The sequence below is a fragment of the Sanguibacteroides justesenii genome (assembly GCF_003204205.1).
GTDB classification, from domain to species: Bacteria; Bacteroidota; Bacteroidia; order Bacteroidales; family Marinifilaceae; genus Gabonibacter; species Gabonibacter massiliensis.
On sequence record NZ_QJPL01000002.1, the window covers coordinates 139,389 to 163,831 of the forward strand.

A 24,443-nucleotide genomic window follows, 5' to 3' on the forward strand; every position below is an offset into this window, starting at 1 on the left:
TAACTTTGTGAAAACTAATTTGAAAAGGGAAAACGATGATAAATGAGGAAAAAAGGTTGTATTTGTTGGATGCTTACGCGTTGATTTACCGCTCGTATTATGCGTTTATCAATAATCCGAGGATTACAACGACGGGGATAAATACTTCGGCAACTTTTGGTTTTTTTAATTTTCTGCTGGAACTTTTGGAAGAAGAAAAACCGACTCATTTGGCTGTTGTTTTTGATCCGGAAGGACCCACATTTCGGCATGAAATGTATCCTCAATATAAGGCCCAGCGTCCTCCCATGCCGGAAGATTTGAAGAAATCCGTTCCCTATATAAAGAGAATAATTCAAGGATTAGGGATCAATTTGATTGCCGTGGACGGTTTTGAGGCGGATGATGTTATCGGAACCTTGGCTAAAATCGGAGAGAAAGAAAACTTTCAAGTCTACATGATCACTCCGGATAAAGATTATGCCCAGTTGGTGAGCGAGCGGGTGTTTATGTATAAGCCGGGACGGGCTGGAAATAAGTCGGAAGTGTGGGGGATTGCGGAAGTTCTGGATCATTTTGGAATAGAGCGGGTGGAACAAGTCATTGATATTTTGGGATTGATGGGTGATTCTGCCGATAACGTTCCGGGATGTTCCGGGGTAGGACCGAAAAGCGCTTCTTCTTTGATTTATAAATACGGGAGTATCGAAGGTATATACCAGCATATAGATGAGCTGAAAGGGAAACAAAAAGAAAATTTATTGGCTTGTCAGCCCACGGTATTTTTATCGAAAGAGTTGGTAACGATCAATAGCGAGGTTCCGGTAAATATCTCTATACAAGATTTAATTCGGACGGAGATAAAAGAAGAAGTGTTGGAACCGATATTTAAAGAGCTGGAGCTTTTTTCCTTGTCTAAACGGATATTTTCGATCGAGCACACTAAAGTTGCGGTTGAATCTTTGCACGAGGAAGAGGTTTCTTATCAGGAAATTCAAAGCGAAAGAGAGTTGAATGAAATGATCGGGATATTGGAAGAGTCCTCGGAATATGTTTTGCATTCAGTATTCGGGGATGGAACCCTCTATAACTCTTATCCGACTTATCTCGCTTTTTCTGTTCGGGCTAATCGGATGCGTTATCTGCGATTGCCCTTAGAAAAAGAAGCTGCCGAGAAAATGGTCGGAAGGTTGAGATCCGTCTTTGAAAATCCGGATAAGATGTTGATTTCTAATGATGTGAAAAATGATATCATCTGGTTACGTCGGGCAGGAATTGAAATTAAGAATCGGATTTTTGATATAAAGATCGCGCATTACGTGTTGCAGCCGGATAGCTCGCACGAGTTGGAACGCATCGCCCTGGAGTTACTGAATTATCGGTTGGTTAAGGGAGATGGCGGCGATAGTCAGCAGCTTACGTTGTCTTTTGAAGATGATTCCATTAAGAATAAGGATTTTGAAGAGAGGACCGATATTCTTTTCCGGTTGAAAGGGAGACTCAAAGAGGCCTTGGAACAGGTCGGCTTATATACTCTTTTCGAGCAGTTGGAGATGCCATTGGTTTTTGTTTTGGCGGACATGGAGTATGAAGGTGTTGCTATCGACAAGGAGGCATTGAAAGAGTTGTCCGAGGAGTTGAAATTAAAGATTGCAGAGTCCGAAAAGGTTATTTATAAAATGGCGGGAAAAGAGTTTAACATCAGTTCGCCTAAACAATTGGGTGAGGTGTTGTTCGACGATATGAATATCGGGGGGACGAATAAAAAGACCAAGACGGGTCAGTATAGCACTTCCGAACAGGTTTTATCCAAGTTGGAGGGTGAACATCCGATCATTGAACATATATTGATCTACCGTGGATTGAAGAAATTATTAACCACTTATGCAGAGGCTTTGCCTACCTATGTTGATCCGGGTACCGGTAAAATTCATACGCGTTTTAATCAGGCAGAAGCGGCTACCGGTCGCTTAAGTAGTTTGAATCCCAATTTGCAGAATATTCCCGTTCGGACAGAAGAGGGGAGGAATATCCGGAAAGCTTTTATTACCGGGGATCCTGATTATTGCTTCTTTTCTGCCGATTATTCACAGGTGGAGCTTCGATTAATGGCTCATTTGAGCGGAACGAAAGAGTTGATAGATGCTTTTTTGAACGGGGAAGATGTGCATGCAGAAACGGCCGCAAAGATTTATCATGTACCTTTGAACGAGGTTACGCCGGAAATGAGGCGTCGGGCTAAGACGGCGAATTTCGGAATTATTTACGGAATTTCGGCTTGGGGATTGGCCGAGCGATTGAAGATCCCGCGAAAAGAAGGGAAAGAGTTGATAGACGGTTATTTTAATCTTTATCCCGGAGTGAAACAGTATATGGAGAAATCCGTCGAAAAGGCCAGGAAACAAGGATATGTGGAAACCATCATGGGAAGGCGGCGTTATTTAAGGGATATCAATTCCAGGAATGCTGTCGTTCGCGGGGTAGCGGAACGGAACGCCGTAAATGCTCCGATTCAAGGATCTGCTGCCGATATCATTAAAAAAGCGATGATCTGTATCCATCAGGAGATCGCAAGGAGAGGGTTAAAGTCCAAAATGATATTGCAGGTACATGACGAATTGAATTTTAAATGTCATAGGGAAGAGTTGGAAGAGTTAAAAGGATTGGTCGTGGATTGTATGGAAAATGTGATTAAACTTGCCGTACCCTTGACCGTAAGTACCGGATACGGGAAAAACTGGTATGAAGCCCATTAATATTGTGTATAAATAATGTTATTCATGCGTGGAGAACAAGTTGATACGTTGCATTTGCCATTAACAGGAACATCGGCAGATTCTGTTATTCGGCCTGTTTCTCTTTTTGAAAAAAAGGTATCTGTAAGGGAAGAATTTCTGTTTGACACCATTGCATCCTCAACAGCTCCTATCGGTTCATGGAAGGATGTTCCCTTGAAAGGACAACAAGATGTGGATTTTATGTCCGGGGTATTGTTGTATACGATTATCTTTTTAGGACTGTTGGCGTTTATCCGATTGAGAGGGAAAGGGCTGTTCTCCGGTTTATTCGGTTTCTTTTTTAAACAGAAAAACCAGGAGAAAGTATACACGGAAGGACTTCGTCCCAATTATTTTTTTCTGTTTATAACGTTTTGTCTTTCTGCTTCCGTTCTTTCTATATTTTTGGTTTACCTGATCAATGGCGATTTTATTTTTGACGACTCTGTTCTTGTTTTTGCTTTCCTTGCGGGATATCATTTGCTCTTGATCGGTTTTATTCGTCTTTTGGGGTGGACGTTTAATGCTCGTTATTGTGCCAAAGAGATGGTTACAAACTTGTGGGTTTACAATACGGTGATTGGATTAATGATTTCTCCTTTTGTTATCGCGTTGTTTTATGTCCGTCCGACTTCCGTTCAGCCGTTGATTTATTTTATTTTTACCATATTTTCTATCTATTTGATTTTTAGATTTATAAGATTGATTAAAATATTATTTGAATATAGAGTTTCAATTTTATATATGATTTTGTACCTTTGTGCGCTCGAAATACTGCCATTTCTTGTAATATACAAGATGTTGGAAGAGATAATTGAAGCAAGTGTTAATTAAAAACATACAGCATTGAGGATCAAGAAAATATTAGTTTCGCAGCCTAAGCCAACAACAGAAAAATCTCCCTATTTTGATTTGGCTGAGGAGTATGGTTTGAAATTAGAGTTCAAATCTTTTATTAAAGTGGAGGGTGTCTCCGGGAAAGAATTTCGGCAACAACGAATCAATATACTTGACTATACGGCCATTGTTTTTACAAGTCGAACGGCTATTGATCATTTTTTTAGGATTTGTAACGAGTTGAGAGTTGTCGTACCGGACACGATGAAATATTTTTGTATTTCCGAGTCAGTGGCTTTCTACTTGCAGAAGTATATCGTATATCGGAAAAGAAAGATTTTCTATGGCGATAAAAAAGTAGAGGATATGACCAAGGTTTTGTTGAAGCATAAGACAGAGCATTTTTTTGTTCCTCTCTCCGATGTGCATAAAGAAAACGTGCCGGGATTGTTAGACGAATTGCATTTAAAATACACGAAGGCTGTTTTATATAAAACGGTAGCGAATGATCTCGTGGATGAAATTCCTGATTTGAAGGAGTTCGATATTATTGTATTTTACACTCCGGCGGGAATAAAATCTTTATTTCAAAACTACCCGAATTTCGAACAGGGTACGACAGTGATTGCCGCTTTCGGCCCGGCGACAGCAGAAGCAGTGGAAGAAGCGGGTTTGAGGTTGGATATTAAGGCGCCCACGGAAAAGGCGCCATCCATGACGATGGCTTTGGAACAGTTCATTAAGGCTTATAATAAAGAGAATAAGAAGTGATAAAATGGACATCGTCCGATGTCCATTTTTATTCTGTTTGTGATCATGAATCGAGAGACAATAGGATATACGTTTTGTAAGGCCGAGCGTTTGTGTAGTAGAAGTCGTTTTGAGCGTCTCCTATCGTCGGGTTTTAGCTTTATCTCTTATCCTTTGCGGGTGATTGTATACGTGTCGGAACGAGAGGAAGAGGAATTTCCTGCCCGGATGGCTATCAGTGTTTCTAAAAAACGTTTTAAGAGAGCGGTAAAGCGTAACCGGGTAAAACGTTTGGTACGGGAAGCCTATCGATTGAACAAGTTTCGTCTGTATGAAAATATTCCGGAAAACGAGACATGGAATATGCTGTTTATTTATCTGAATGATTCGATTGTAAAATACGATAAAATTGAAAAAGCAATAACAGGTGCCTTTAAGAAAATGGAAACTCATATTAAAAAGGATCGTGATAGGAATGTTGTTGATACCCCTTAGGTTTTATCAGCATTGTTTATCGCCTTTAAAGCCTCCCACTTGTCGTTACACGCCCACGTGTTCCCAATACGCGATAGAGGCCATACGAAAGCATGGCCCTGTAAAAGGACTGTGGTTGGCCGTCAAACGGATAGGTTCCTGCCATCCTTGGGGTGGTTCGGGATACGATCCTGTCCCGTGAATTTGTAATATTCCGGAATATGTATTATTTTCGTTCTTATGTAATAAACTAAGGTTATGAATAGAAGTACGCGTATCGTCCTGAGCATTCTCGGTGTTTTCATCTTGACATTGGGGATTTTAAGTTTAAAGGAAGATGAAAAACGTTTTGAAGTCAGTAAGGGTTTGAATATTTTTGCGACCCTTTTTCGGGATGTGAATCTTTTCTATGTCGATGAAATAGAACCGGAAAAATTAGTGCAGACGGGAATTGATGCTATGTTGAAGTCTCTGGATCCTTATACGGTCTATTATCCGGAATCGAAAATGGATGAGTTTAAGATGATGACGACAGGAGCTTATGCGGGTATCGGTTCGGTTATCAGTATGAAAGACGACTATGTGGTGATTCGGGAGCCTTATCGGAATTCCCCGGCCGATAGGGCCGGGTTATTACCGGGAGATTTGATTCTTTCCATAGACGGGATGGATATGAAGGGAAAGAATACGGAATTTGTCAGTCAGCACTTGAAAGGACAGCCGGGGAAAGAGGTTACGATAAAGATCAAACGTTTGGGAGTAGAAAAGCCCATGGAGTTAAAGGTGGTCCGGGAGAATGTTCAGTTACCGAGTGTTCCTTATTACGGTATGTTTAACGATAAGATCGGTTATATCTATTTTACCGGCTTTACGGACAAGTCGGCAGAAGATGTACGCCGGGCTATTATGGATTTGAAGCAAAAGGGAGCCGAATCTTTGGTCTTGGATCTCCGCGGAAATGGAGGAGGTTTATTGGATCAGGCCGTTGAAATTGCTAACTATTTCTTGCCTCGCAACACGTTGGTAGTAAACACGAAAGGGAAGATCAAACAATGGGATAAGGAGTATTTTACTTCCAATAATCCGATCGTTCCCGATATGAAACTGGCCGTTTTGATCGACCGTTCTTCTGCTTCTGCCTCCGAGATCCTTTCGGGTTCTTTACAGGATTACGACCGGGCCGTGATTATTGGAGAACGTTCTTTCGGTAAAGGATTGGTTCAGACGACGCGAGATCTGGTGTATAATACGAAATTAAAGGTAACCACGGCGAAATATTATATCCCGAGCGGCCGTTGCATACAGGCCGTGGATTACGCTCACCGGAATCCGGACGGGAGCGTGGGAACCATACCCGATTCTTTGATTACGGCTTTTAAAACGAAGGCGGGACGAACCGTATATGACGGGGGAGGAATTACTCCGGATGTAAAAATAGAACCGGAAAAATACGCTAAAATTACGCAGGAGCTGGTCATTAAGGATATGATTTTCGATTTTGTCAATGAGTATGCGTTGACACATCCCTCTATTCCTGCTCCGGCTACCTTTGAGTTGACGGATGATATCTATAATGACTTTAAAAAGTACCTGAAGGAACATCAATTCGAGTATGAGACCGCTTCTCAAGCCGTTTTGGAGAAGTTAGCGGAGACGGCCAAAGCCGAGAAATATTATGACCAGGTAAAAGATCAGATCGATCGCTTAAAATTGGAATTGGGTCATTCGGTAGACCGGGATCTGGATTTGTTCCGGAAAGAGATCGGCGAAATCCTTTCCGACCAGTTGATGAGCCGTTATTACATGCAGGATGGAGTGGTTGAATACCGGATGAGACATGACCGGGATGTGGCCAAAGCGGTCGAAGTGCTTTCCAATGAGGAGGAGTACCGGAAAATTTTAAAATAAAAGTAGGCAGTAGTTTTTGATTTTTCAAAAAACTACTATATTTGCAGCGCAATTGCCCTATGGTGTAATGGTAGCACTCCAGATTCTGGTTCTGTCTGTCTGGGTTCGAGTCCTAGTGGGGCAACAAGCTGAAAAATATCCCTTGTAACGTTTAAGTTAGAAGGGATATTTTTTTAATCGGATGGGGGAGCGTTTTTATAAATAGTTTAATCGATACGTCTCTTTTGAATAACATCGAACCCTTCACTCGCTTGTCCGTAACCGAATATAAGTCTGATCCTTCTATTTTTGATCGTACTGTTTTTTTCTGTGTTAATATGAATATTGTTATCTTTTATAAAGACGCTAAACCAATCTCCCGTTATTGTATCATTATTATGCCTAACTTCATAGATTGTAATAGAATCAGCTATAGGATAATCACAAAGACGATGAAAAATACAGCTTCATTGTGTTGTATCGATTCGGCGGTGATAAAACAAAAAAGAGGGTATAAAAATAAAAGCGCTATCCCGACGGACAGCGCTTTATAAGTTAAGTAGCCTTAGAGCGACTGTTATTCCAACCCCAAAACGGTTTTACCTTGTTTGAAGAAGATATCTTTCGGTATTCCGGCTCCGGCGATTTTATCCAAATCTTTTTGGAGGGATGGAGGGATAACTCCTTTGGCTGCAATCAAGGCTTGTGCTCCGGCGATGTCTCCGTTACCTTGCAAGGTAATGTATTCCCCGGCGATAACGCCGATGTCTTTTTTCATTTTTTCAAAATCGATGGTATAGTATCCGGTCGTTTCGTCTTTCGTGATGGCTCCGCTTTCCATGAAATGGTTAAATTGAAGCATGTTGGCTTTCCCGTGTGCGCTGGCTGCACCGAACCGCACGGATCTGAAAATGCCGGCCACAAAAGTAACGTAGTTGTCCATCAAATCTTTGTCTTTCAGAATGCCCCAATCGGCTAACTGAGTGAGGCAATACAACCCGAGGATATCGGCTTTGGCCTCTTCGATTGAAGTATAAGTGTTTTGTAAAGCGGAGCGAACCTCCTGCTTGTCCTTGATCGTGTAATTGACGCCGAGACCGTGTGCCACTTCATGGAACATGGTGTTTTCAAAGAAGGCATCTCCTTTCACGTGTTTTTGTTGCTCCGGAGTGATCACTAATTTGGAAATAGGAACCACCATCGTCTGGAATTTGGCATCCATCGAGTTCTTGAGCTGCAATTTGCGACTTCCTTTGGCAGCGTGTACTCTTGGATCGTTCGGAAGGTTGATGGCTATATTTTTACTGCCGGCATTGCAATCTCCGGCATAATAGATTACGTCGTAAGCGTTTAAATCGGCGTTGGCATTGGCCTTCTCCTGTTTATAAGCGGACGGTACCGGAAGATTTTCTTGTAATTTGGGTAAATATTGGGCGTATAAGGAGAGCTTTTTACTCCACTCTTTGTCTTTGACTAAAATCTGACCGGAATGTGAAGCCTTGTAACCGAAAAGTTGGTCTTCATAGGTTTCGATCGGACCTGCTACAAAATCTAAGGTGTTGTTTTGCATATCCATCCACGCTAAATCGCTGGCGAGATAATCGTCTGTCAAAAGGGCCTGGGAGCGTAGTTCCAAATACTTTTTCAATCCCGGATCTTCTGCTAATTCCGCAGCTTGTTTTAGTAATTTTGCGGCTTTAGCCGTCTCTTCGGGATAAGCCTTGTGGAACGGCACGACAATCAGCTGGCCGGAAGTATCCCGTCTGATAACGCTGTACCAATCGGTTTTCCGTGGATCTTTCAATGCCTGGAACTCCTCTTTGGTCATGTCGGCCGGGTAGAAATTGGCTCCTAAAGGTTTAGGGCCTACACCTTCGATAAAAGGTTTATTGTCGTTTAATCGATCCCATGGTCCGTAGTTGATTTTGATATATTTCTGTGCATAGGGATCCGGGTTTTGAGCGAGTAATTCTTCTTTATCTCCATAAGCATTTTGCCAGAAAATCTCTTCCATGATGTCCGCGACCTCGATAAGGATGGGGAGCATTTTTTTCTCGTTTTCGGTTAGCTTACTCATGTCTGTCGTGAGTGTAAACTCGGCGTATTGGTCGGCAAGCGGCTTATAAGGGCTTTCTTTGGTCTCCTTTTTGGCCTCTTTACAAGAGAACGCAAAAGAACCTAAAAGTAAAAATAGGAATAGTTTTCTCATTTTGGGTAGTGTTTTTAAGTTATGCCGGCGAATTTATAAAAAGGAGGGGATTATTTGTTATAAAACGAGAAAAAATTGCTGTTTGCAAAAGAACAATAAAGGATTATCGAAAAGGCTCCTTTTCAATTTGTCCTCTTTTTCATCCGCATTCGGGCTTGAATAGAATCTCACGCGGGAGTTCTACCGAACTGAGTGGGAAAACAGAGTTGTTTCCAGTCGTTGCCGATTACCGGATAGAATAACAGGTCAGAATGTGATGCCTATCCCTATGCTATATGGATGTAGTTCCGGTCCTTTATTGGTTTTAAACATCCGGTTCAGGGAATAATTTCCCCATACGGCCAGATGTCCGTATCCGGCACGAAGAGTGGCATCGACCTTGACCGGGGTCATACTGAAATTCCCGGAATCTTTTAGACGGCGTTTTTTTCCGTCCTCTTTTTTATAGACGACCTTTGTTTTCGTGTGTAACCTCAGACCTCCCGTAAATCCTCCCGATACAAAGGCTTTGATTCTACTCTTACCGGGAAATTGGACTTCGACCAGCAAAGGAATGGTAAGATATAGGTTTTTGAAAGAGCTTTTTTTCACATGCAAATCGGTTAACGGATCGTCATGAATTACTCCGTGTTCATCCTTTACGATCGTATTTTTATGTTTGAAACGAAAACGTTGATACTCCAGGCCGAGTCCGGTTACCAACCCGATGGTGTTGGACGGATTCAGGCGTATGCCTTTCTGGATTAAATTGAATTGCATGACCCATGAATTCCCCTTGTCCAATTCCATGTAAGCGGTTCCTCCGAGTTGGATGTAGTTTGTATTGTCGAAATTGATGAAGCCGAAGAAGAAACCGCTCCAATGACCTTTAAAATAAAGGAAATTGTTGTTTTGATAAGAGTGACGGTGTAACGGATCGCTTAATATTTCCGTCGGGTTGGCTCTTCTTTTTTCTCTTTTTTCCTGTAAATAGATTTGTTTGAATTCCCCTTTCGTCGTATCTGATTTTGTTTTTTGAGCCCATACGGGACAAGCGATTAGGAGAATCGTAAAAAGAAGTATTGTTTTCATGGTGATGAAGATAGTTTATATTGCTGTATTTTTCGTTTTATCTTATATAAAGGTTACGGTTTCGGATTGAAGGAGACAGAATGGAAAAATTTTTCTTTTTGTATGAGAATTTCATTCAAAAGTTTCGATTTTCCCCCGATGACGATTTGGTACATGCAATTATTTCTGAATATAAACCGTTTATAATAGATCATGTTATCTTTGTCTTTCGTTATAGTATAACAGATTTCTTTTATCTCCATATCTTTATGCGGAATGTTTTTTTCTTCTTTGAGGACGGCCGATTCCACTGTCAGGGTCTCTTTTTTCATTTGTTGGTACAATTGCGCTACGGTAAGGTCTTTGAATGTCCCTTTTTCCGTATTCAATTTCGTACATACGACGCCGAATACACAGGTTAGATTTTTGGTTTGGAAAATCCATGATTGAGCACCTTCGATCTCTTTTTTTAAACGTTGGGCATGATTGGGAAATAGAAACGAGAGGTGATCCGGACCTTTGACCCGTATCCATTCGTCACTTGGTGAACTAAAAGTGAGCAGGCCTGCCAAAACAAGGTGAAGTATATGCATATGAATCATTTTATTTTGAAAGTTAAAGATATTAATTATTATTTTTGTGGCCAAACTTATAAATAAGAGATCTCTAAAATTACCTATATCTTATGATTATTGGAGGAAAAAACGTGGGAGAAAGGCCATTGATATTGGCACCGATGGAGGAGGTTACTAATCCTCCCTTCCGTAAATTTTGTAAGCGTTATGGTGCAGACTGGCTGTATTCCGAGTTCGTTTCTGCGGATGCTTTAGTACGTTCCGTGAATAAGACCGTGAAAAAGTTGACGATAGAGGATAGTGAACGACCGGTAACCATACAGATTTACGGACGCTTTATCGAATCGATGGTAGAAGCGGCTAAGATCGTAGAGACCGTGCGACCGGATTTCATCGATATTAATTTTGGGTGTCCGGTGAAACGGGTAGCTGCAAAGGGTGCGGGAGCAGGTATGCTCAGGGATATCCCCTTAATGGTTGAAATGACGCGGCAGATCGTTCGGGCTGTAAATATTCCGGTGACGGTAAAAACCCGTTTGGGATGGGATTGCGATCATATTATGATCGATGAGGTGGCAGAGCGGTTGCAGGATGTCGGAATCAGTGCTTTGGCCATTCACGGAAGAACCCGTTCCCAGATGTACAAGGGAGAGGCTGACTGGGAACCTATCGCCCGGGTTAAAAGTAATCCCCGGATAAGAATTCCCGTTATTGGAAATGGGGATATAGATTCTCCTCGGAAGGTAAAGGAGGCCTTTGAGCGATATGGTGTCGATGGCGTGATGATTGGTCGGGCTGCGATCGGAAAACCTTGGATCTTCAAACAGATAAAACATTATCTCTCCACTGGTGAAGTGCTGCCCGAACTGACGGTAGCAGAACAGATCGATATCATTAAAGAGCAGATACTCTTATCTATGGAGTGGCTGGATGAGGTTCGCGGATTGTTTCACATGCGCCGTCACATGGCTTGTATGTTTAAGGGCTTGTCTCATTTCAGAGATTTAAGGATAGAGATGCTACAAGCCCCTAATATAAAAGTTTTGTGGGAGGTTTTTGACCGGATCAAGGAGAGATATGGCTCCGGAGTATTAAATGGAGAGAATTCCGTAAACGAGGGCGGCGATTCCACACCCGATTAAAGGTCCGAAAACGGGAATCCACGCGTAGTCCCAATGGCTGCTGCCTTTTCCGGAAATGGGCAGGACGGCATGCATGATTCTGGGAGCGAGATCCCGTGCCGGATTGATTGCATACCCGGTGACTCCTCCTAACGAAAGGCCGATAGCCCATACGATGAAAGCCACGGGGATGGCACCGATAGAGCCTAAGCCGATGGGTGCGGTCGTATCCACGTCGGCAATGAGTTCTGCCCCGGTGATATAAAAGACGGAAAACATCAGGACGAAAGTTCCGATTATTTCACAAGAAAGATTGATGATGTTATGCCGTATTTCCGGAGCCGTACAGAATACGCCTAATTTTGTACCCGGGTTATCCGTCGCATTAAAGTGATCGTAATAGATAATCCAGACAAGCAGGGCTCCCAGGGCGGCTCCGATCATTTGGGCGATGATGTAGAACGGTACGTCGCTCCAGGGAAATTTTTCCGTGATGGCGAAACCGATTGTGATGGCCGGATTCAGATGAGCCCCGCTATACGGCCCTGCAATTACTACTCCGGCAAATACGGCTAATGCCCAAGCCGTGGTAATCGTGATCCATCCCGCACCGAATCCTTTGGTTTTATTCAATACCACGTTGGCAACCACTCCATCCCCGAGGAGAATCATGACCATTGTTCCGATAAGTTCAGCTGTAAAAGGAGACATGATGATATAATTTTAAATTGAAAATAACGGTTGTAAGTGTTGGATGTAAAGGATATCGAAAGAATTCAGTGATTCAAATGAATCGCCCAATCGTGAAATCACGTAATCACCTCGGATCGGATTTTATGTTACTCTTCCCAGTCGCGTACCCGTTCCACGGCTTTATGCCACATGTGTAAAAGTTGTTTCACATGTTCGTCGGTATCCTGAGGTTCGAAAACCCGGTCGATGCTCCATTGTTCCTGAAGCTCTTCCGTACTTTCCCAGTACCCGGTTGCCAATCCTGCTAAATAGGCGGCTCCGAGGGCTGTCGTTTCCAATACCTTCGGGCGTACGACTTTAGCTTTGCAGATATTACTTTGGAATTGCATAAGAAAGTTGTTGGCTACGGCTCCTCCGTCGACTCTTAATTCCGGAGAGGCTTGTTTCATGTCGTGTTCCATGGCCTGGATCACGTCATATACTTCGAAAGCAATTCCTTCCAAGGCAGCTCTTGCGATATGTTCCGGCGTGGTTCCCCGGGTAATGCCTATAATACCCCCTCGGGCATATTGGTCCCAGTAAGGAGCTCCCAAGCCTGTCAGGGCCGGAACGAAATATACGCCTCCGTTATCGGATAGTGAACTTGCCATAGGCTCGCTGACAGAGGCCGTGGAGATGAGCTTAACTCCGTCTCTCAGCCATTGGATGACTGCACCTCCCACGAAAACACTGCCTTCAAGGGCATAGGTAACTTCTCCTTTAATTTTCCAGGCGATCGTGTTCAATAGGTTATTTTTTGATTTGACCACTTTGTTCCCTGTGTTCATTACCATAAAGCATCCCGTTCCGTATGTCGTTTTCGTCATTCCCGGGGAGAGACAAAGTTGGCCGAAAAGAGCAGCCTGTTGATCTCCGGCAATTCCGGCAATCGGTATTTTGGTGGAGAACAAGGTCGTTGCCGTTTCGGAATAGATCTCGCTGCTGGCTTTTACTTCCGGTAACAGGGATTCGGGAATATGAAACAGCTCCAATAGCTCTTTATCCCATTGTAGCGTGTGAATATTGAATAACATGGTCCGGGAAGCATTACTGACATCGGTAACATGGACTTTCCCTTGGGTAAATTTCCAGACAAGCCAGCTGTCGACCGTGCCGAAACAAAGTTTCCCTTTCTCTGCGCGTTCCCGTGCTCCTTCGACATTGTCTAATATCCATTTGATTTTTGTAGCGGAAAAATAAGCGTCTATGATTAAACCTGTTTTTTCCCGGATCATATCGCCGTATCCGTTTTCCTGCAATTCCTTGCAAATATCGGCCGTCCGCCGGTCTTGCCATACGATGGCCCGGTAAACGGGAATGGAGGTCTCGCGATCCCATATGATCGTGGTTTCCCGTTGGTTGGTGATCCCGATACAGGCAATATCCAAGCCTGTCAGGTTACCTTTGGCGATCACCTCGGCCGCAACCGAAGATTGGGAGTACCAGATCTCCGAGGGATCGTGTTCCACCCATCCGGGACGGGGGAAATGTTGTTCTATCGGTTTTTGCGACATGGCAACCACGTTGCCGTTATGATTGAAAAGCATTGCTCGGGAAGAAGTCGTTCCCTGATCCAAGGCCAGTACGTATTTTTCGGTTTTCATGATTCTGTTTGTTTTATCGTTAGGGCTTATCTTTTCTACGGGATTTAGGATTTTTTGTTACTAATTTTGTTCTGAAAAGCGTATTTAACAAAAGCATAAGCCATACGGGAGGAAAAATGTCCTATCTTAGAATCGGTTTTAAAAGAATATAGAGATGAATAAACGAAGTGCTTTTTATGTTTTATTAGCGGCAGTATTACTTATTGTTATATTAAAGACGTCAGTTATGGGAGAGAGAAACGAAAAGAAGTCGGCTCTTTTGGAGAAGGGTGCGATAGAAACGATTATGGGACGCAAAAGTGTCCGGAAGTATTTGAATAAACCGGTAGAGGAAGAGAAGATTACGACTTTGTTGAAAGCGGGGATGGCTGCACCTTCGGGAAAGGATACCCGTCCTTGGGCATTTGTGGTTGTGACGAAACGGGCTGCGTTGGATTCGATGGCCGCGGGATTGCCTTATGCGAAAATGTTGATTCAAGCTCCTTTGGCTATCGTAGTTTGCGGGGATCCCTCGGTATCCTCCTATTGGTATTTGGATTGTTCGGCAGCCACCCAAAATATACTATTGGCAGCCGAAGCATTGGAATTGGGGGCTGTCTGGACAGCAGCCTATCCGTACGAAGACCGGATGGATGTGGTACGCAGATATAGCCAATTGCCTGAAAATTTGGTCCCGCTCTGTGTTATTCCGATCGGCTATCCCGACGGTCCGCAAAAAGTAAAAGACAAATATGACCCGAATAAAATATCGAGAGTAGAATAAGATAGTGAGATTGGGTGATCCGGCGATTAAAATAATCACTGAATCGCCCAATTTTTATAGGGTTGCTAATGCTTTTCTCAACCGTTTTAGGGTCTCTTCCTTGCCCAATATTTCTATAATGTCGAACATATGAGGCCCGTCCGCAGCCCCGATGATGGCTAAACGGAAAGGATTCATGACTTTACCGAACCCTATCTCTTTTCCGGAAACCCATGTTTTTACGGCTTCTTCGGTATTGGCAGAAGTGAATTCGGATACTCCTTCCAGAATATCGATCAACTCCTGAACAAGGCCCGGCGTCTCCTCTTTCCAACATTTTTTCACCCCTTTTTCGTCGTAAGTTTCGGGCGCTTTGTAGAAGTATCCTGATGAATGATAGATATCGGATACGAAATTAGCTCTCTCCTTTAATAAATGACAGATCTTTTCCAGTTTCTCCCTTTCATAGGATATCCCGTTTTGGATGAGTATTTCATTCAAATCGCGGGCAAGCTCTTTATCGCTTTTCCTGGTCAGGTATTTGTGATTGAACCATTTCGCCTTATCGGGGTTAAACCGGGCACCTGATTTATTAACCCGTTCCAAGGAGAATTGATCGCAGAGTTCTTGTAGGGAGAAAAGCTCTTGATCCGTTCCCGGGTTCCAGCCCAATAGGGCTAACATATTGATGAAAGCCTCCGGGAGGTAGCCGTCCTCCTTGTAGCCATGCCATTTTTCTCCCGTTTCCGGATCGTTAAATTCCATAGGGAATACGGGGAATCCCATTTTGTTTCCGTCTCGTTTACTTAATTTACCGTTTCCTACCGGTTTCAGGATTAGGGGAAGATGGGCGAATTCCGGCATGGTGTTTTCCCAACCGAAAGCCCGGTATAAAAGTACGTGTAGAGGCAGGGAAGGCAACCACTCTTCTCCCCGGATCACGTGCGATATTTTCATTAAATGATCGTCGACGATATTGGCTAAATGATACGTCGGCATACCGTCGGATTTGAATAAAACCTTATCATCCAAAAGCGAAGTATTGAAATGTACCTCTCCCCGGATGATATCGTGTAAATGCAGGTCTTCATTTTCAGGCATTTTAAAACGAATCACGTAGTGGATACCGCTTTCCAACAAATTCTTAACCTCGTCGTCCTGCATATTCAACGAATTTTTGAGATTTTTTCGGGTAGCGGCGTTATACATGAATGTCTCTCCTTTAGCCTCGCTTGCTGTCCGTTGTGCGTTTAGTTCTTCGGCACTATCGAAAGAGTAGTATGCATTTCCGGATTCTACTAATTGTAACGCGTACTGCTTATACAGGGATTTGCGTTCACTTTGACGGTAGGGACCGTATTCTCCTCCGACACCGACACCTTCGTCCACGGTCAATCCGCACCATTTTAATGATTCTATGATATATTCTTCGGCTCCGGGTACATACCGGTTTTGATCCGTATCTTCTATTCTTAAAAGGAAATCACCACCGTGGTGGCGAGCGAATAAATAATTGAATAGGGCCGTTCTGACACCTCCTAAATGGAGTGCACCCGTGGGGCTGGGAGCAAATCTTACTCTAACTTTTCTGTCCATTTTTCAGTTTATTTATTGTAATTGATTATTATCGTCTTTTTCTTCGGTCTCCTTTTCCCGGTCCAATAGATTTCGAAAAAGATCTTTGGCGTATTGAATGGCAAAACGTTCGGCGTCGGCTTTCGCGTGGAATCCGCTTCCGATTTGTTCCGCGTAACTAAACGGGGAATCCGGGCTCTCCGTTAAAAGAAACAAGGTGTAATTTGAATGATGATCCCGGCTTTTACTGGTTAATCCAAACCAGAACTCCATGCTTTTCCCTCCGGCATAGATTCGACGTCTGAATTTGTACATTACAGGTTACGTTTATTAGGGTTTTTAAAACTGGTGATCGAAACGGCAATAGCGATAGATGCCATTGCGGCGATGTTAACGTAAACGGCGGTACGGTCTCCTCCATGAAACAACGAGAGAACACTTGAGATCATAATTAGAAATGCTGCAAGTATCAGTAGGTATCGAGATATACGCATAAGATCGAAGTTATTGTTTGTTTCCTGTCGTGGCGTTTTTTACCGGATTGGCGTAAATTTCCAGAAAAATATTATTTAAAACAGAGCGGTTTCCGTTAAGACGTTCCATCTTTTCTGTCATCACCTGAATAAATTTCTCTTTTTCTTCCTTCGAATATTTCGAGGAAAAACGGGTTGTCCCGTGGAGTAAATCGTAAGCTATATAATTATTCGGCCATAACTTGAATCCGGAATGAATTTTAGAATCGATATAGGTCGCTAATTCCGCTATCCGATCTCCATTATTCGATTGGGCATCGAGTTCGTCGAGTTCATGTTGAATGGGAGAAGAGATCGTAAAATGTACTCTTCCTTTGTAACCCGAAAGTCCCTGTTGCATGCTTCGCATATCTGCCGCCGGGGTCTTCACGTAATCACCGATACTTTTTTGATAAAGCTCATCGGTTTTTAAATCATCACAGGGTTCCCATTCATACGAGATCGCAATCGGAACAATACGTAGTTCTTTAAAATTGTCGACAAACTCTTTGGGACCGCTCATCTTAAACATTTTGAGCAGACTGTGTTGCGTCCGGTCGTCTCCGTTCTTTGTTCTTCCCTCTTTTTGGGCAATCCACACGGAGTATTCATTTTCGTGAATAATATCCCGGATATAATGTGAACGTAAAGAAGCACTTGAAATCATATCTCTGACCGGTAATCCCCGTTCAATAATGAAACAGGCATTCAACTTTACCAGGTCCGTAACCCATTTATTTATTAACAGGTTACTTCCGATGGCTGCTTCACAGTAATGATCCCCCCGTTTCCTCAATAGCACATTGAGGATGGCAGAGTCGAGGATGATGTCCCTGTGATTCGTCACGAATAAATAGGATTTATCTTTTTCTATGTGTTCCAAACCTACCGCTGTGACGCCGTCTGTTGTTCCGGCGATGAGTCTTTCCATTACCGGTCCGAAGAAGCGGGCTTGGAATTCGTCTCTGGTTGTGATGCCTTCAAGTTTTTTCGCGATAAGGTTTTTATCGATTTTGGTCATATGAGAAAAAAGTTGCAAAAATTCTTCTGCCTGACTGAGACGCTCAACGGCTTCCGGAATCTCTGATCCTATATATGGCCTGATACTATCAAATTGGGGATCTGAAGTCATGTCTTGATCTTAAATTTAGAAATCTTTGGACAAAGATAGATAAAATGTTTGATAAACGAGTATTTGGTTTGCGATATTAAACGAAATGAACGTTCGTTTTACCGGATTTCTAAAAAAAGACAATAAAAAATAATCCTGAAAGACTTCTGTCTTCCAGGATTATATCAAGTAGAAAAATACTATTTTACTCTTCCTGGGTATACTTCCAATGCCTTGGCTAATGTTTCCATCGCTCCTTTCAATTCGGAGATTTTTAAGACATAAGCTATTCTTACCTCGTCTTTACCTAATCCGGGAGTAGAATAGAAGCCGCTGGCAGGAGCAACCATTACGGTTTGCTTGTTGTACTCGAAGTCTTCCAGCAACCATTGAGCAAACTTGTCCGCATCGTCTACAGGAAGTTTAACTACCGCGTAAAAGGCTCCTTTCGGTTTGGGACAAACAACTCCGGGCATCTTATTTAAAGCTTCTACCATGAAATCCCTTCTCTCGATATATTCGTTGTAAACATCCTTAAAATACTCTTCCGGGGTATCCAAAGAGGCTTCCGCCAGGATCTGACCGATAGCGGGGGCGCACAAACGAGCCATGCCGAATTTAAGTGCAGCTGTCAGAACTTCTTTGTTCCGGGTGATTAAAGCCCCTACGCGCAATCCGCATTCGCTGTATCTTTTGGAAACAGAGTCCAGCAATATGACATTTTGCTCTATTCCTTTCAATTGCATCGTGGAGAAATGTTTGTGTCCGTCGTAACAGAATTCCCTGTATACTTCGTCCGAATAAAGGTAGAGGTCGTATTTCTTCACGATGGAAGCCAATTGTTCCAACTCTTCCTGTGAGTATAAGTAACCGGTAGGGTTATTCGGATTCACGATAACGATCCCTTTCGTACGGGGAGTGATCAGCTTCTCAAATTCACTGACGGGAGGCAAGGCGAAGTTGGTCTCTATGCTGGATGTGATGGCTTTTACTTTTACACCGCACATAAGGGCGAAAGCCGTGTAGTTAGCATAGAATGGTTCCGGAATGATAATTTCATCTCCGGGATTTAAGGTAGACATAAAAGCGATGGTGATCGCTTCCGAACCTCCTGTTGTAATCATGATATTGGTTTCATCGATTTGGATACCAATATTTTGATAATATTTAGCTAATTTTTTCCGGTAAGAGAGATTTCCGGCGGAATTCGTATAAGCGATGACTTTTTCCGTGCAATGTTTTAATGCTTCTAACGCGACATCCGGGGTTTGAATATCCGGTTGTCCGATGTTCAGGTGATATACTTTGATTCCTTTTTCTTTAGCTTTATCCGCAAAGGGAACTAATTTTCGGATAGGCGAAGAGGGCATCGCCATCCCTTTTTCTGATATTTGTGGCATAGATTCGTGTTTAAGATGTTAAGTTTTGTGCACAAATATAATGCTTAATAATTAGAATTATCCTAAAAAACGGAGATTTTAAATGAAGTGATTGGGGGTGATTGAATGATGATGTGATACGGAGATTAAATTCAATTACCGGCTCTTTTATTCTGTAATTCGAACCGTCTGTCTGCAATGATAGCATATTGTACGCCTCCTTGTCAACTGTTCGTGACGAGTTATTCCGCTAATTTTTTTAGCTTGTTGATGTCCAGTAGTTTGATTTTCCGTCCCTTGGATTCGAGAAGGCCTTCGTTTTTCAGGTCGGACAGCAGCCGGATAAGGGTTTCTGTTGCCGTTCCTACAAAGTTGCTCAAATCTTCCCGGGTAACGCTTAATTTTAATGTTCCGTCCTCCTCCAAGCCGAAATCCCCGGCAATTAGTAGTAAGATTTCTGACAGTCTTGATTTGACGGATTTCTGTGCAATATCTTTGATGTAGCGATTGGCATCTCCTAATTCTTTGCAGGCGATTTGCATCATTTCGTAGGCAAAGTTAGGGCTATTGGTGATCATATGCATCAGGGAGGCGTCCGGTATATAACATAAAATGCAGTCCGATAATGTTTCTACGGAAGTACAGGCAGACTCTTTACGGATAACGGAACGAAAACCGAAGATATCACCTTCTTTCCCGAACCGAATAATCTGATCCTTTCCTTCGTTACCTGTCTGGAAAATCTTTACGATCCCGGAATACAGGAAATAACACCCCTTTATTCGAGAGCCTTCTTTGTAGATAAATTCTCCTTTTTTATAATGTTTGATCACGTTATCTGCAAGTAACTTTTCGATTTCCTGATCGGGCACATTCTTAAATGTCTTCTTGAATCTGGCGATGCATTCGATGTTTTCCGGTAATAAGATTTCTGCTTTCATGGCCTGGTTGAATAAACGCTATATCGAACAAATATAATTATAAATTGCTTCCGCATCAAATCCGCATTCTCGATATAATTGCTGTTGACTACCGTGTTCTATAAAATGATCGGGGATGCCCAATCGAATGACTTTGGCCGAATACCCGTGGTCGGCCATGAATTCGAGAACGGCACTACCCAAGCCGCCGATGGTTGTCCCATCTTCCAACGTAATGATTTTGGAGAATTTTTTAAAGACCGTGTGCAGTAACTCCGTATCTAAGGGTTTAAGAAAACGCATATCATAAATTGCAACAGAGCGGGGGGGATTTTTTTCAATTGCCTTTATGGCCTCTCGCCCGATGGCACCGATAGATAATACGGCGACCTCGTCTCCTTCGATAAGGCATCTTCCTTTTCCGATTTCGAGTTCTTTGAACGGAGTTCTCCAATGGAGCGCGGAACCGTTACCGCGCGGATAACGGATTGAAAAGGGACCTTTATCGGGAAGCTGAGCCGTATACATCATATTACGCAATTCTTCTTCGTCGAACGGAGCGGCAATCGTCATATTCGGTATGCAACGGAAGTACGCCAAATCGTAGGCCCCGTGATGTGTAGCTCCGTCTGCCCCGACCAAGCCACCCCTATCAAGGCAAAAAATCACCTGTAATTTTTGCAGTGCCACGTCGTGAATAACCTGGTCGTACGCTCTTTGCATAAAAGAGGAGTAAATATTGCAAAACGGGATATATCCCTGTGCGGCGAGTCCGGCGGAAAAAGTTACGGCATGTTGCTCGGCAATACCTACATCGAAACAACGGTCCGGCATCTCTTTCATCATAATGTTGAGGGAACAACCCGTAGGCATGGCTGGTGTAATGCCTACTATTTTTTCATTATTCCGAGCCAGTTCTAAAATAGTATGTCCGAATACATCCTGAAATTTAGGGGGAGTATCGGGCTTGTTTTCTTTGATCAGTTCACCTGTTTCCTTGTTGAATTTTCCGGGGGCGTGCCAGGTGGTCTGGTCCAATTCGGCTTGCTTGAACCCTTTGCCTTTAACGGTAATGCAATGTAGTAATTTGGGACCCTGGATCGCTTTCAGATCCCGGAGTACCTTGATCAGGTGATTTACATCGTGACCGTCCACCGGACCGAAGTATCTGAACCCCAAAGCTTCAAACAGATTACTTTGTTTAAGCAGGAGTGATTTGACACTATTGTCTACTTTTTGAATGAAATTTCGCGCTCCCGGGCTGATCTTATTCAATCGTCCTAAGATTCGCCAAACGTCTTCTTTTAGTTTATTGTAAGTTTTGGAAGTGGAGATATCCAATAAATATTCATTCATGCCGCCGACATTCGGGTCGATGGCCATGTTATTGTCGTTTAAGATAACTAAGAGGTTGGCATTATTTATTCCCGCGTTATTCAATCCTTCGAAAGCCATTCCGCCGGTCATGGCTCCGTCGCCGATCACGGCCACGGAAAGTCTGTCTTTTTCTCCGTTTAATTTGGCAGCTACGGCCATGCCTAATGCCGCGGAAATAGAAGTTGAAGAGTGGCCGGTTCCGAAAGAGTCGTATTCGCTTTCACTTCGTTTAGGGAATCCGCTAATTCCTTTGTATTGACGATTCGTATCGAAATTTTCTCTTCGTCCGGTTAATATTTTATGTGGATAAGCTTGGTGTCCGACGTCCCATATCAGATTGTCGTAAGGGGTGTCGAAAACATAATGCAAAGCTACCGTAAGTTCAACGACTCCTAACCCTGCACCGAAATGGCCGGGATGTTCGGAACATTCGTCTATGATTTTTTGACGGAGTTCCTGACACAGTTGAATTAAATCGTCTTCTGGGACTTTCTTTAAGTCGGCAGGAGAGTTGATAGTTTCTAATATATTTTTATTCACGATCAATAGTCTCTAAAGCGGGAAAAGAGATGCTTTCTTTTCCGTTTAACTCCTTAAATTTAGTAAACGATGGTCCCGATGTTTTCACCCGTCATGACCTTTTTGAGGTTACCGGGGACATCCATGTTGAAAACGATAATAGGAAGGTGATTCTCTTTGCACATGGTCGTTGCCGTTAAATCCATCACCTTCAATCCTCGGGAATAAATTTCGTCGTATGAGATTTTATCGAATTTTACGGCAGTCGGATCTTTCTCCGGGTCGGCAGTATAGATACCATCCACCCGCGTTCCTTTCAACATGACCTCGGCCTCGATTTCTATGGCCCTGAGACTGCTTGCCGTATCCGTGGTAAAATATGGATTGCCCGTGCCGCCGCTGATAATCGTTACATAACCTTCTTGCAGGTATTCCACGGCTTTTGCTTTTGAATAATACTCTCCGATAGGCTCCATGCGTATAGCCGTAAGTACTTTATTCTTACAACCTTCGTTTTCTAAGGCGGAACTTAGGGCAAGGCTGTTGATAACGGTGGCTAACATTCCCATGCTGTCTCCTTTTACCCTGTCAAAACCTTTGTTTGTACCGCTTAACCCCCGAAAAATATTTCCTCCTCCGATGACAATCCCGATCTGAATACCCAAGTTTGCTATTTCGTGAATCTGGCGTGCATAACTCTCCAAACAAGCGGTGTCTATACCGTATTTTTGTTCTCCCATTAAAGATTCTCCACTGAGTTTTAATAAAATTCGGTTATATTGCATATCTTTGTCCGTTTAGTTTTGAAAACAAAATAATCTGAATTATAGTAATAAATTACGATATTGCATGACCGTAAAACGAACAACAAAGCTAAACAATTTTGTCGTAACTATAATTTAATTTATGCATTTAAATTTTTTTGACTTATGAATAGGACCGCAAACTATCAGTTTACCATTATCGTTCCGGTATATAATGAAGAGGGAAATATTTTGCGATTGGAAAAAGAGTTGGGTGATTTTTTGAAATCGGCGGAAGTCTCTTCTTGCGTTTTATTTGTTAATGACGGTTCGAAGGATGATAGCGAGCGGCTGATTCGTGAAGTATGTTCCAGGAACGAAAAATTCTTTTTTATGAATTTGGCCCGTAACGGAGGATTAAGTGCGGCGATGAAAGCGGGAATCGATCACTCCTTTTCACCGTGGGTCGGTTATATCGATGCCGATCTGCAAACGACGCCGGCTGATTTCAATCGTTTATTGGAATACGTGGACGAATACGAGATGGTCATGGGGATTCGGACCGGAAGAAAAGATAGCTTGGTAAAGAATATGTCTTCTAAAATAGCGAATGGTTTCCGTCGTATGATGACTCATGACGGAGTGGAAGATACCGGATGTCCCCTGAAGATTTTACGTACGGATTATGCCAAACGGATTCCTTTTTTCACGGGAATGCACCGTTTCCTTCCGGCTTTGATTCAGCTTCAGAACGGAAAAGTAAAACAGGTTCCTGTAAAACACTTTCCCCGGATTGCAGGTAAATCTAAATACAATTTGACGAATCGGTTGGTAGGTCCTTTTAAAGATTGTTTTGCTTACCGTTGGATGAAAAAGCGTTATATCAATTACCAAATAGCGGAAAATAACTTACAATAGGGAGTAATCAAAGGTTTAATTTAAAGTTCAGCGGCATGGTATATGTCATCGGTTTTTTGGCTCAGCTATTTTTTTCGGCCCGAATATTACTGCAATGGATTTTATCAGAGAGGGCAAAACGGGTTATTTCTCCGACTATTTTTTGGCAGCTTAGTCTGGCAGGCTCCTATCTTTTGTTTATTTACGGATGGATCAGGGATGATTTCGCCATTATATTCGGGCAGTTTATTGCCTATTACATCTATATCTGGAATTTAGATAAAAAGGATCAATGGAAGAAATGGCCCAGAATAGTCCGGATTCTTTTGTTGGTAACGCCCGTCGTGGTCGTTCTTTATTTGTTAAAAGACGCCCGGGCGTTTGCAGAACAGTTTTTCAGAAATGATTCTATCCCGTTATGGTTGTTGATTTTCGGATCGTTAGGGCAAATCGTTTTTACCCTACGGTTTGTTTATCAATGGTTTTATTCCAGACACAAAGACGAATCTCTGCTCCCGTTGGGTTTTTGGGTGATTAGTTTGGTAGGTTCGTTTATCATTGTTGCTTATGCTATTTATCGGCGTGATCCCGTGTTGATTTTGGGACAATCAACAGGTTTTATCGCTTATAGCCGAAATATTTATCTCTCTTTTTCCTGCAAGGGGAATTGATT

23 protein-coding genes and 1 tRNA gene are annotated in these 24,443 nt (G+C 42.8%); 11 read left to right on the top strand and 13 right to left on the bottom strand.

The features are described 5' to 3' along the window. The first annotated feature begins 35 nt into the window (after positions 1-35). The 7 genes from polA to DMB45_RS03585 all read left to right on the top strand — a co-directional run bounded on the left by polA (position 36) and on the right by DMB45_RS03585 (position 6,849). The gene (polA, locus tag DMB45_RS03555) at positions 36-2,735 is read left to right on the top strand and encodes a DNA polymerase I (RefSeq protein WP_110688462.1); all 2,700 of its coding nucleotides are present in this window, start codon (positions 36-38) and stop codon (positions 2,733-2,735) included. 24 nt (positions 2,736-2,759) lie between these two features. Continuing rightward, positions 2,760-3,590 (top strand): DUF4271 domain-containing protein, encoded by an 831-nt coding sequence (locus DMB45_RS03560; protein ID WP_052649405.1) that lies wholly within the window; start codon positions 2,760-2,762, stop codon positions 3,588-3,590. Between the two features lie 12 nt (positions 3,591-3,602). Continuing rightward, positions 3,603-4,364 (top strand): uroporphyrinogen-III synthase, encoded by a 762-nt coding sequence (locus tag DMB45_RS03565; protein ID WP_041503201.1) that lies wholly within the window; start codon positions 3,603-3,605, stop codon positions 4,362-4,364. A gap of 18 nt (positions 4,365-4,382) precedes the next feature. Beyond that, positions 4,383-4,838: a ribonuclease P protein component gene (gene rnpA, locus DMB45_RS03570; protein WP_052634547.1), complete on the top strand. Its 456-nt coding sequence runs from the start codon at positions 4,383-4,385 to the stop codon at positions 4,836-4,838. Beyond that, on the top strand, positions 4,819-5,019 hold the full coding sequence (gene yidD, locus DMB45_RS03575; protein WP_235375055.1) for a membrane protein insertion efficiency factor YidD: 201 nt from the start codon (positions 4,819-4,821) through the stop codon (positions 5,017-5,019). The genes rnpA and yidD overlap by 20 nt, the downstream gene beginning before the upstream one ends. 56 nt (positions 5,020-5,075) lie before the next feature. Continuing rightward, complete coding sequence (locus tag DMB45_RS03580; RefSeq protein ID WP_041503202.1) at positions 5,076-6,725, top strand: S41 family peptidase; 1,650 nt, start codon at positions 5,076-5,078, stop codon at positions 6,723-6,725. A 53-nt stretch (positions 6,726-6,778) separates the two neighbouring features. Continuing rightward, positions 6,779-6,849, top strand: a tRNA-Gln gene (locus DMB45_RS03585). A 432-nt stretch (positions 6,850-7,281) separates the two neighbouring features. On the opposite strand, the gene DMB45_RS03590 is transcribed toward DMB45_RS03585, so the two are convergent. The 3 genes from DMB45_RS03590 to DMB45_RS03600 all read right to left on the bottom strand — a co-directional run bounded on the left by DMB45_RS03590 (position 7,282) and on the right by DMB45_RS03600 (position 10,556). After that, positions 7,282-8,913: a dipeptidyl-peptidase 3 family protein gene (locus tag DMB45_RS03590; RefSeq protein WP_041503203.1), complete on the bottom strand. Its 1,632-nt coding sequence runs from the start codon at positions 8,911-8,913 to the stop codon at positions 7,282-7,284. Between the two features lie 246 nt (positions 8,914-9,159). Then, positions 9,160-9,984, bottom strand: a complete 825-nt coding sequence (locus tag DMB45_RS03595; RefSeq protein ID WP_052634549.1) for an outer membrane beta-barrel protein — start codon at positions 9,982-9,984, stop codon at positions 9,160-9,162. Positions 9,985-10,037: 53 nt separating this feature from the next. Further along, positions 10,038-10,556, bottom strand: coding sequence for a hypothetical protein (locus DMB45_RS03600; RefSeq protein ID WP_041503204.1), 519 nt, complete (start codon positions 10,554-10,556; stop codon positions 10,038-10,040). A 92-nt stretch (positions 10,557-10,648) separates the two neighbouring features. Here DMB45_RS03600 and dusB point away from each other — a divergent pair, with 92 nt between their 5' ends. Continuing rightward, positions 10,649-11,680, top strand: a complete 1,032-nt coding sequence (dusB, locus tag DMB45_RS03605; protein WP_041503205.1) for a tRNA dihydrouridine synthase DusB — start codon at positions 10,649-10,651, stop codon at positions 11,678-11,680. Here dusB and DMB45_RS03610 read toward each other — a convergent pair. Beyond that, on the bottom strand, positions 11,630-12,370 hold the full coding sequence (locus DMB45_RS03610) for an MIP/aquaporin family protein (protein WP_041503206.1): 741 nt from the start codon (positions 12,368-12,370) through the stop codon (positions 11,630-11,632). The two genes, dusB and DMB45_RS03610, sit on opposite strands and share 51 nt — an antisense overlap. A 128-nt stretch (positions 12,371-12,498) precedes the next feature. Continuing rightward, a complete protein-coding gene (gene glpK, locus DMB45_RS03615; protein ID WP_041503207.1) occupies positions 12,499-13,995 on the bottom strand; it encodes a glycerol kinase GlpK in 1,497 nt (498 codons plus the stop codon). Positions 13,996-14,149: 154 nt separating this feature from the next. Between glpK and DMB45_RS03620 the strand changes: the two genes are divergently transcribed. Next, positions 14,150-14,758, top strand: coding sequence for a nitroreductase family protein (locus DMB45_RS03620; protein WP_041503208.1), 609 nt, complete (start codon positions 14,150-14,152; stop codon positions 14,756-14,758). A gap of 54 nt (positions 14,759-14,812) precedes the next feature. Here the strand turns inward: DMB45_RS03620 and gltX are convergent, their stop codons facing one another. From gltX to pyrH, 8 genes are all read right to left on the bottom strand, one after another. Further along, entirely contained in the window at positions 14,813-16,333 is a 1,521-nt protein-coding gene (gene gltX, locus DMB45_RS03625; RefSeq protein ID WP_041503209.1) for a glutamate--tRNA ligase, read from the bottom strand. 12 nt (positions 16,334-16,345) lie between these two features. Then, on the bottom strand, positions 16,346-16,627 hold the full coding sequence (locus DMB45_RS03630) for a hypothetical protein (protein ID WP_041503210.1): 282 nt from the start codon (positions 16,625-16,627) through the stop codon (positions 16,346-16,348). After that, on the bottom strand, positions 16,627-16,761 hold the full coding sequence (locus tag DMB45_RS14990; protein ID WP_262509239.1) for a hypothetical protein: 135 nt from the start codon (positions 16,759-16,761) through the stop codon (positions 16,627-16,629). Before DMB45_RS14990 ends, DMB45_RS03630 begins: the two co-directional genes overlap by 1 nt. Before the next feature lie 55 nt (positions 16,762-16,816). Next, positions 16,817-17,956, bottom strand: a complete 1,140-nt coding sequence (locus tag DMB45_RS03640) for a 1-acyl-sn-glycerol-3-phosphate acyltransferase (protein ID WP_041503212.1) — start codon at positions 17,954-17,956, stop codon at positions 16,817-16,819. A 179-nt stretch (positions 17,957-18,135) separates the two neighbouring features. Then, positions 18,136-19,335, bottom strand: a complete 1,200-nt coding sequence (locus tag DMB45_RS03645; RefSeq protein WP_041503213.1) for a pyridoxal phosphate-dependent aminotransferase — start codon at positions 19,333-19,335, stop codon at positions 18,136-18,138. 221 nt (positions 19,336-19,556) lie between these two features. Beyond that, the gene (locus tag DMB45_RS03650) at positions 19,557-20,255 is read right to left on the bottom strand and encodes a Crp/Fnr family transcriptional regulator (protein WP_041503214.1); all 699 of its coding nucleotides are present in this window, start codon (positions 20,253-20,255) and stop codon (positions 19,557-19,559) included. Positions 20,256-20,273: 18 nt separating this feature from the next. After that, on the bottom strand, positions 20,274-22,151 hold the full coding sequence (dxs, locus tag DMB45_RS03655) for a 1-deoxy-D-xylulose-5-phosphate synthase (RefSeq protein ID WP_394341849.1): 1,878 nt from the start codon (positions 22,149-22,151) through the stop codon (positions 20,274-20,276). A gap of 59 nt (positions 22,152-22,210) precedes the next feature. After that, complete coding sequence (pyrH, locus tag DMB45_RS03660; RefSeq protein WP_041503216.1) at positions 22,211-22,915, bottom strand: UMP kinase; 705 nt, start codon at positions 22,913-22,915, stop codon at positions 22,211-22,213. A 144-nt stretch (positions 22,916-23,059) separates the two neighbouring features. On the opposite strand from pyrH, the gene DMB45_RS03665 reads away from it, so the two are divergent. Continuing rightward, a complete protein-coding gene (locus DMB45_RS03665) occupies positions 23,060-23,791 on the top strand; it encodes a glycosyltransferase (protein WP_041503217.1) in 732 nt (243 codons plus the stop codon). A gap of 35 nt (positions 23,792-23,826) precedes the next feature. Next, a complete protein-coding gene (locus DMB45_RS03670) occupies positions 23,827-24,441 on the top strand; it encodes a lipid-A-disaccharide synthase N-terminal domain-containing protein (RefSeq protein WP_041503218.1) in 615 nt (204 codons plus the stop codon). Positions 24,442-24,443: the final 2 nt, after the last annotated feature.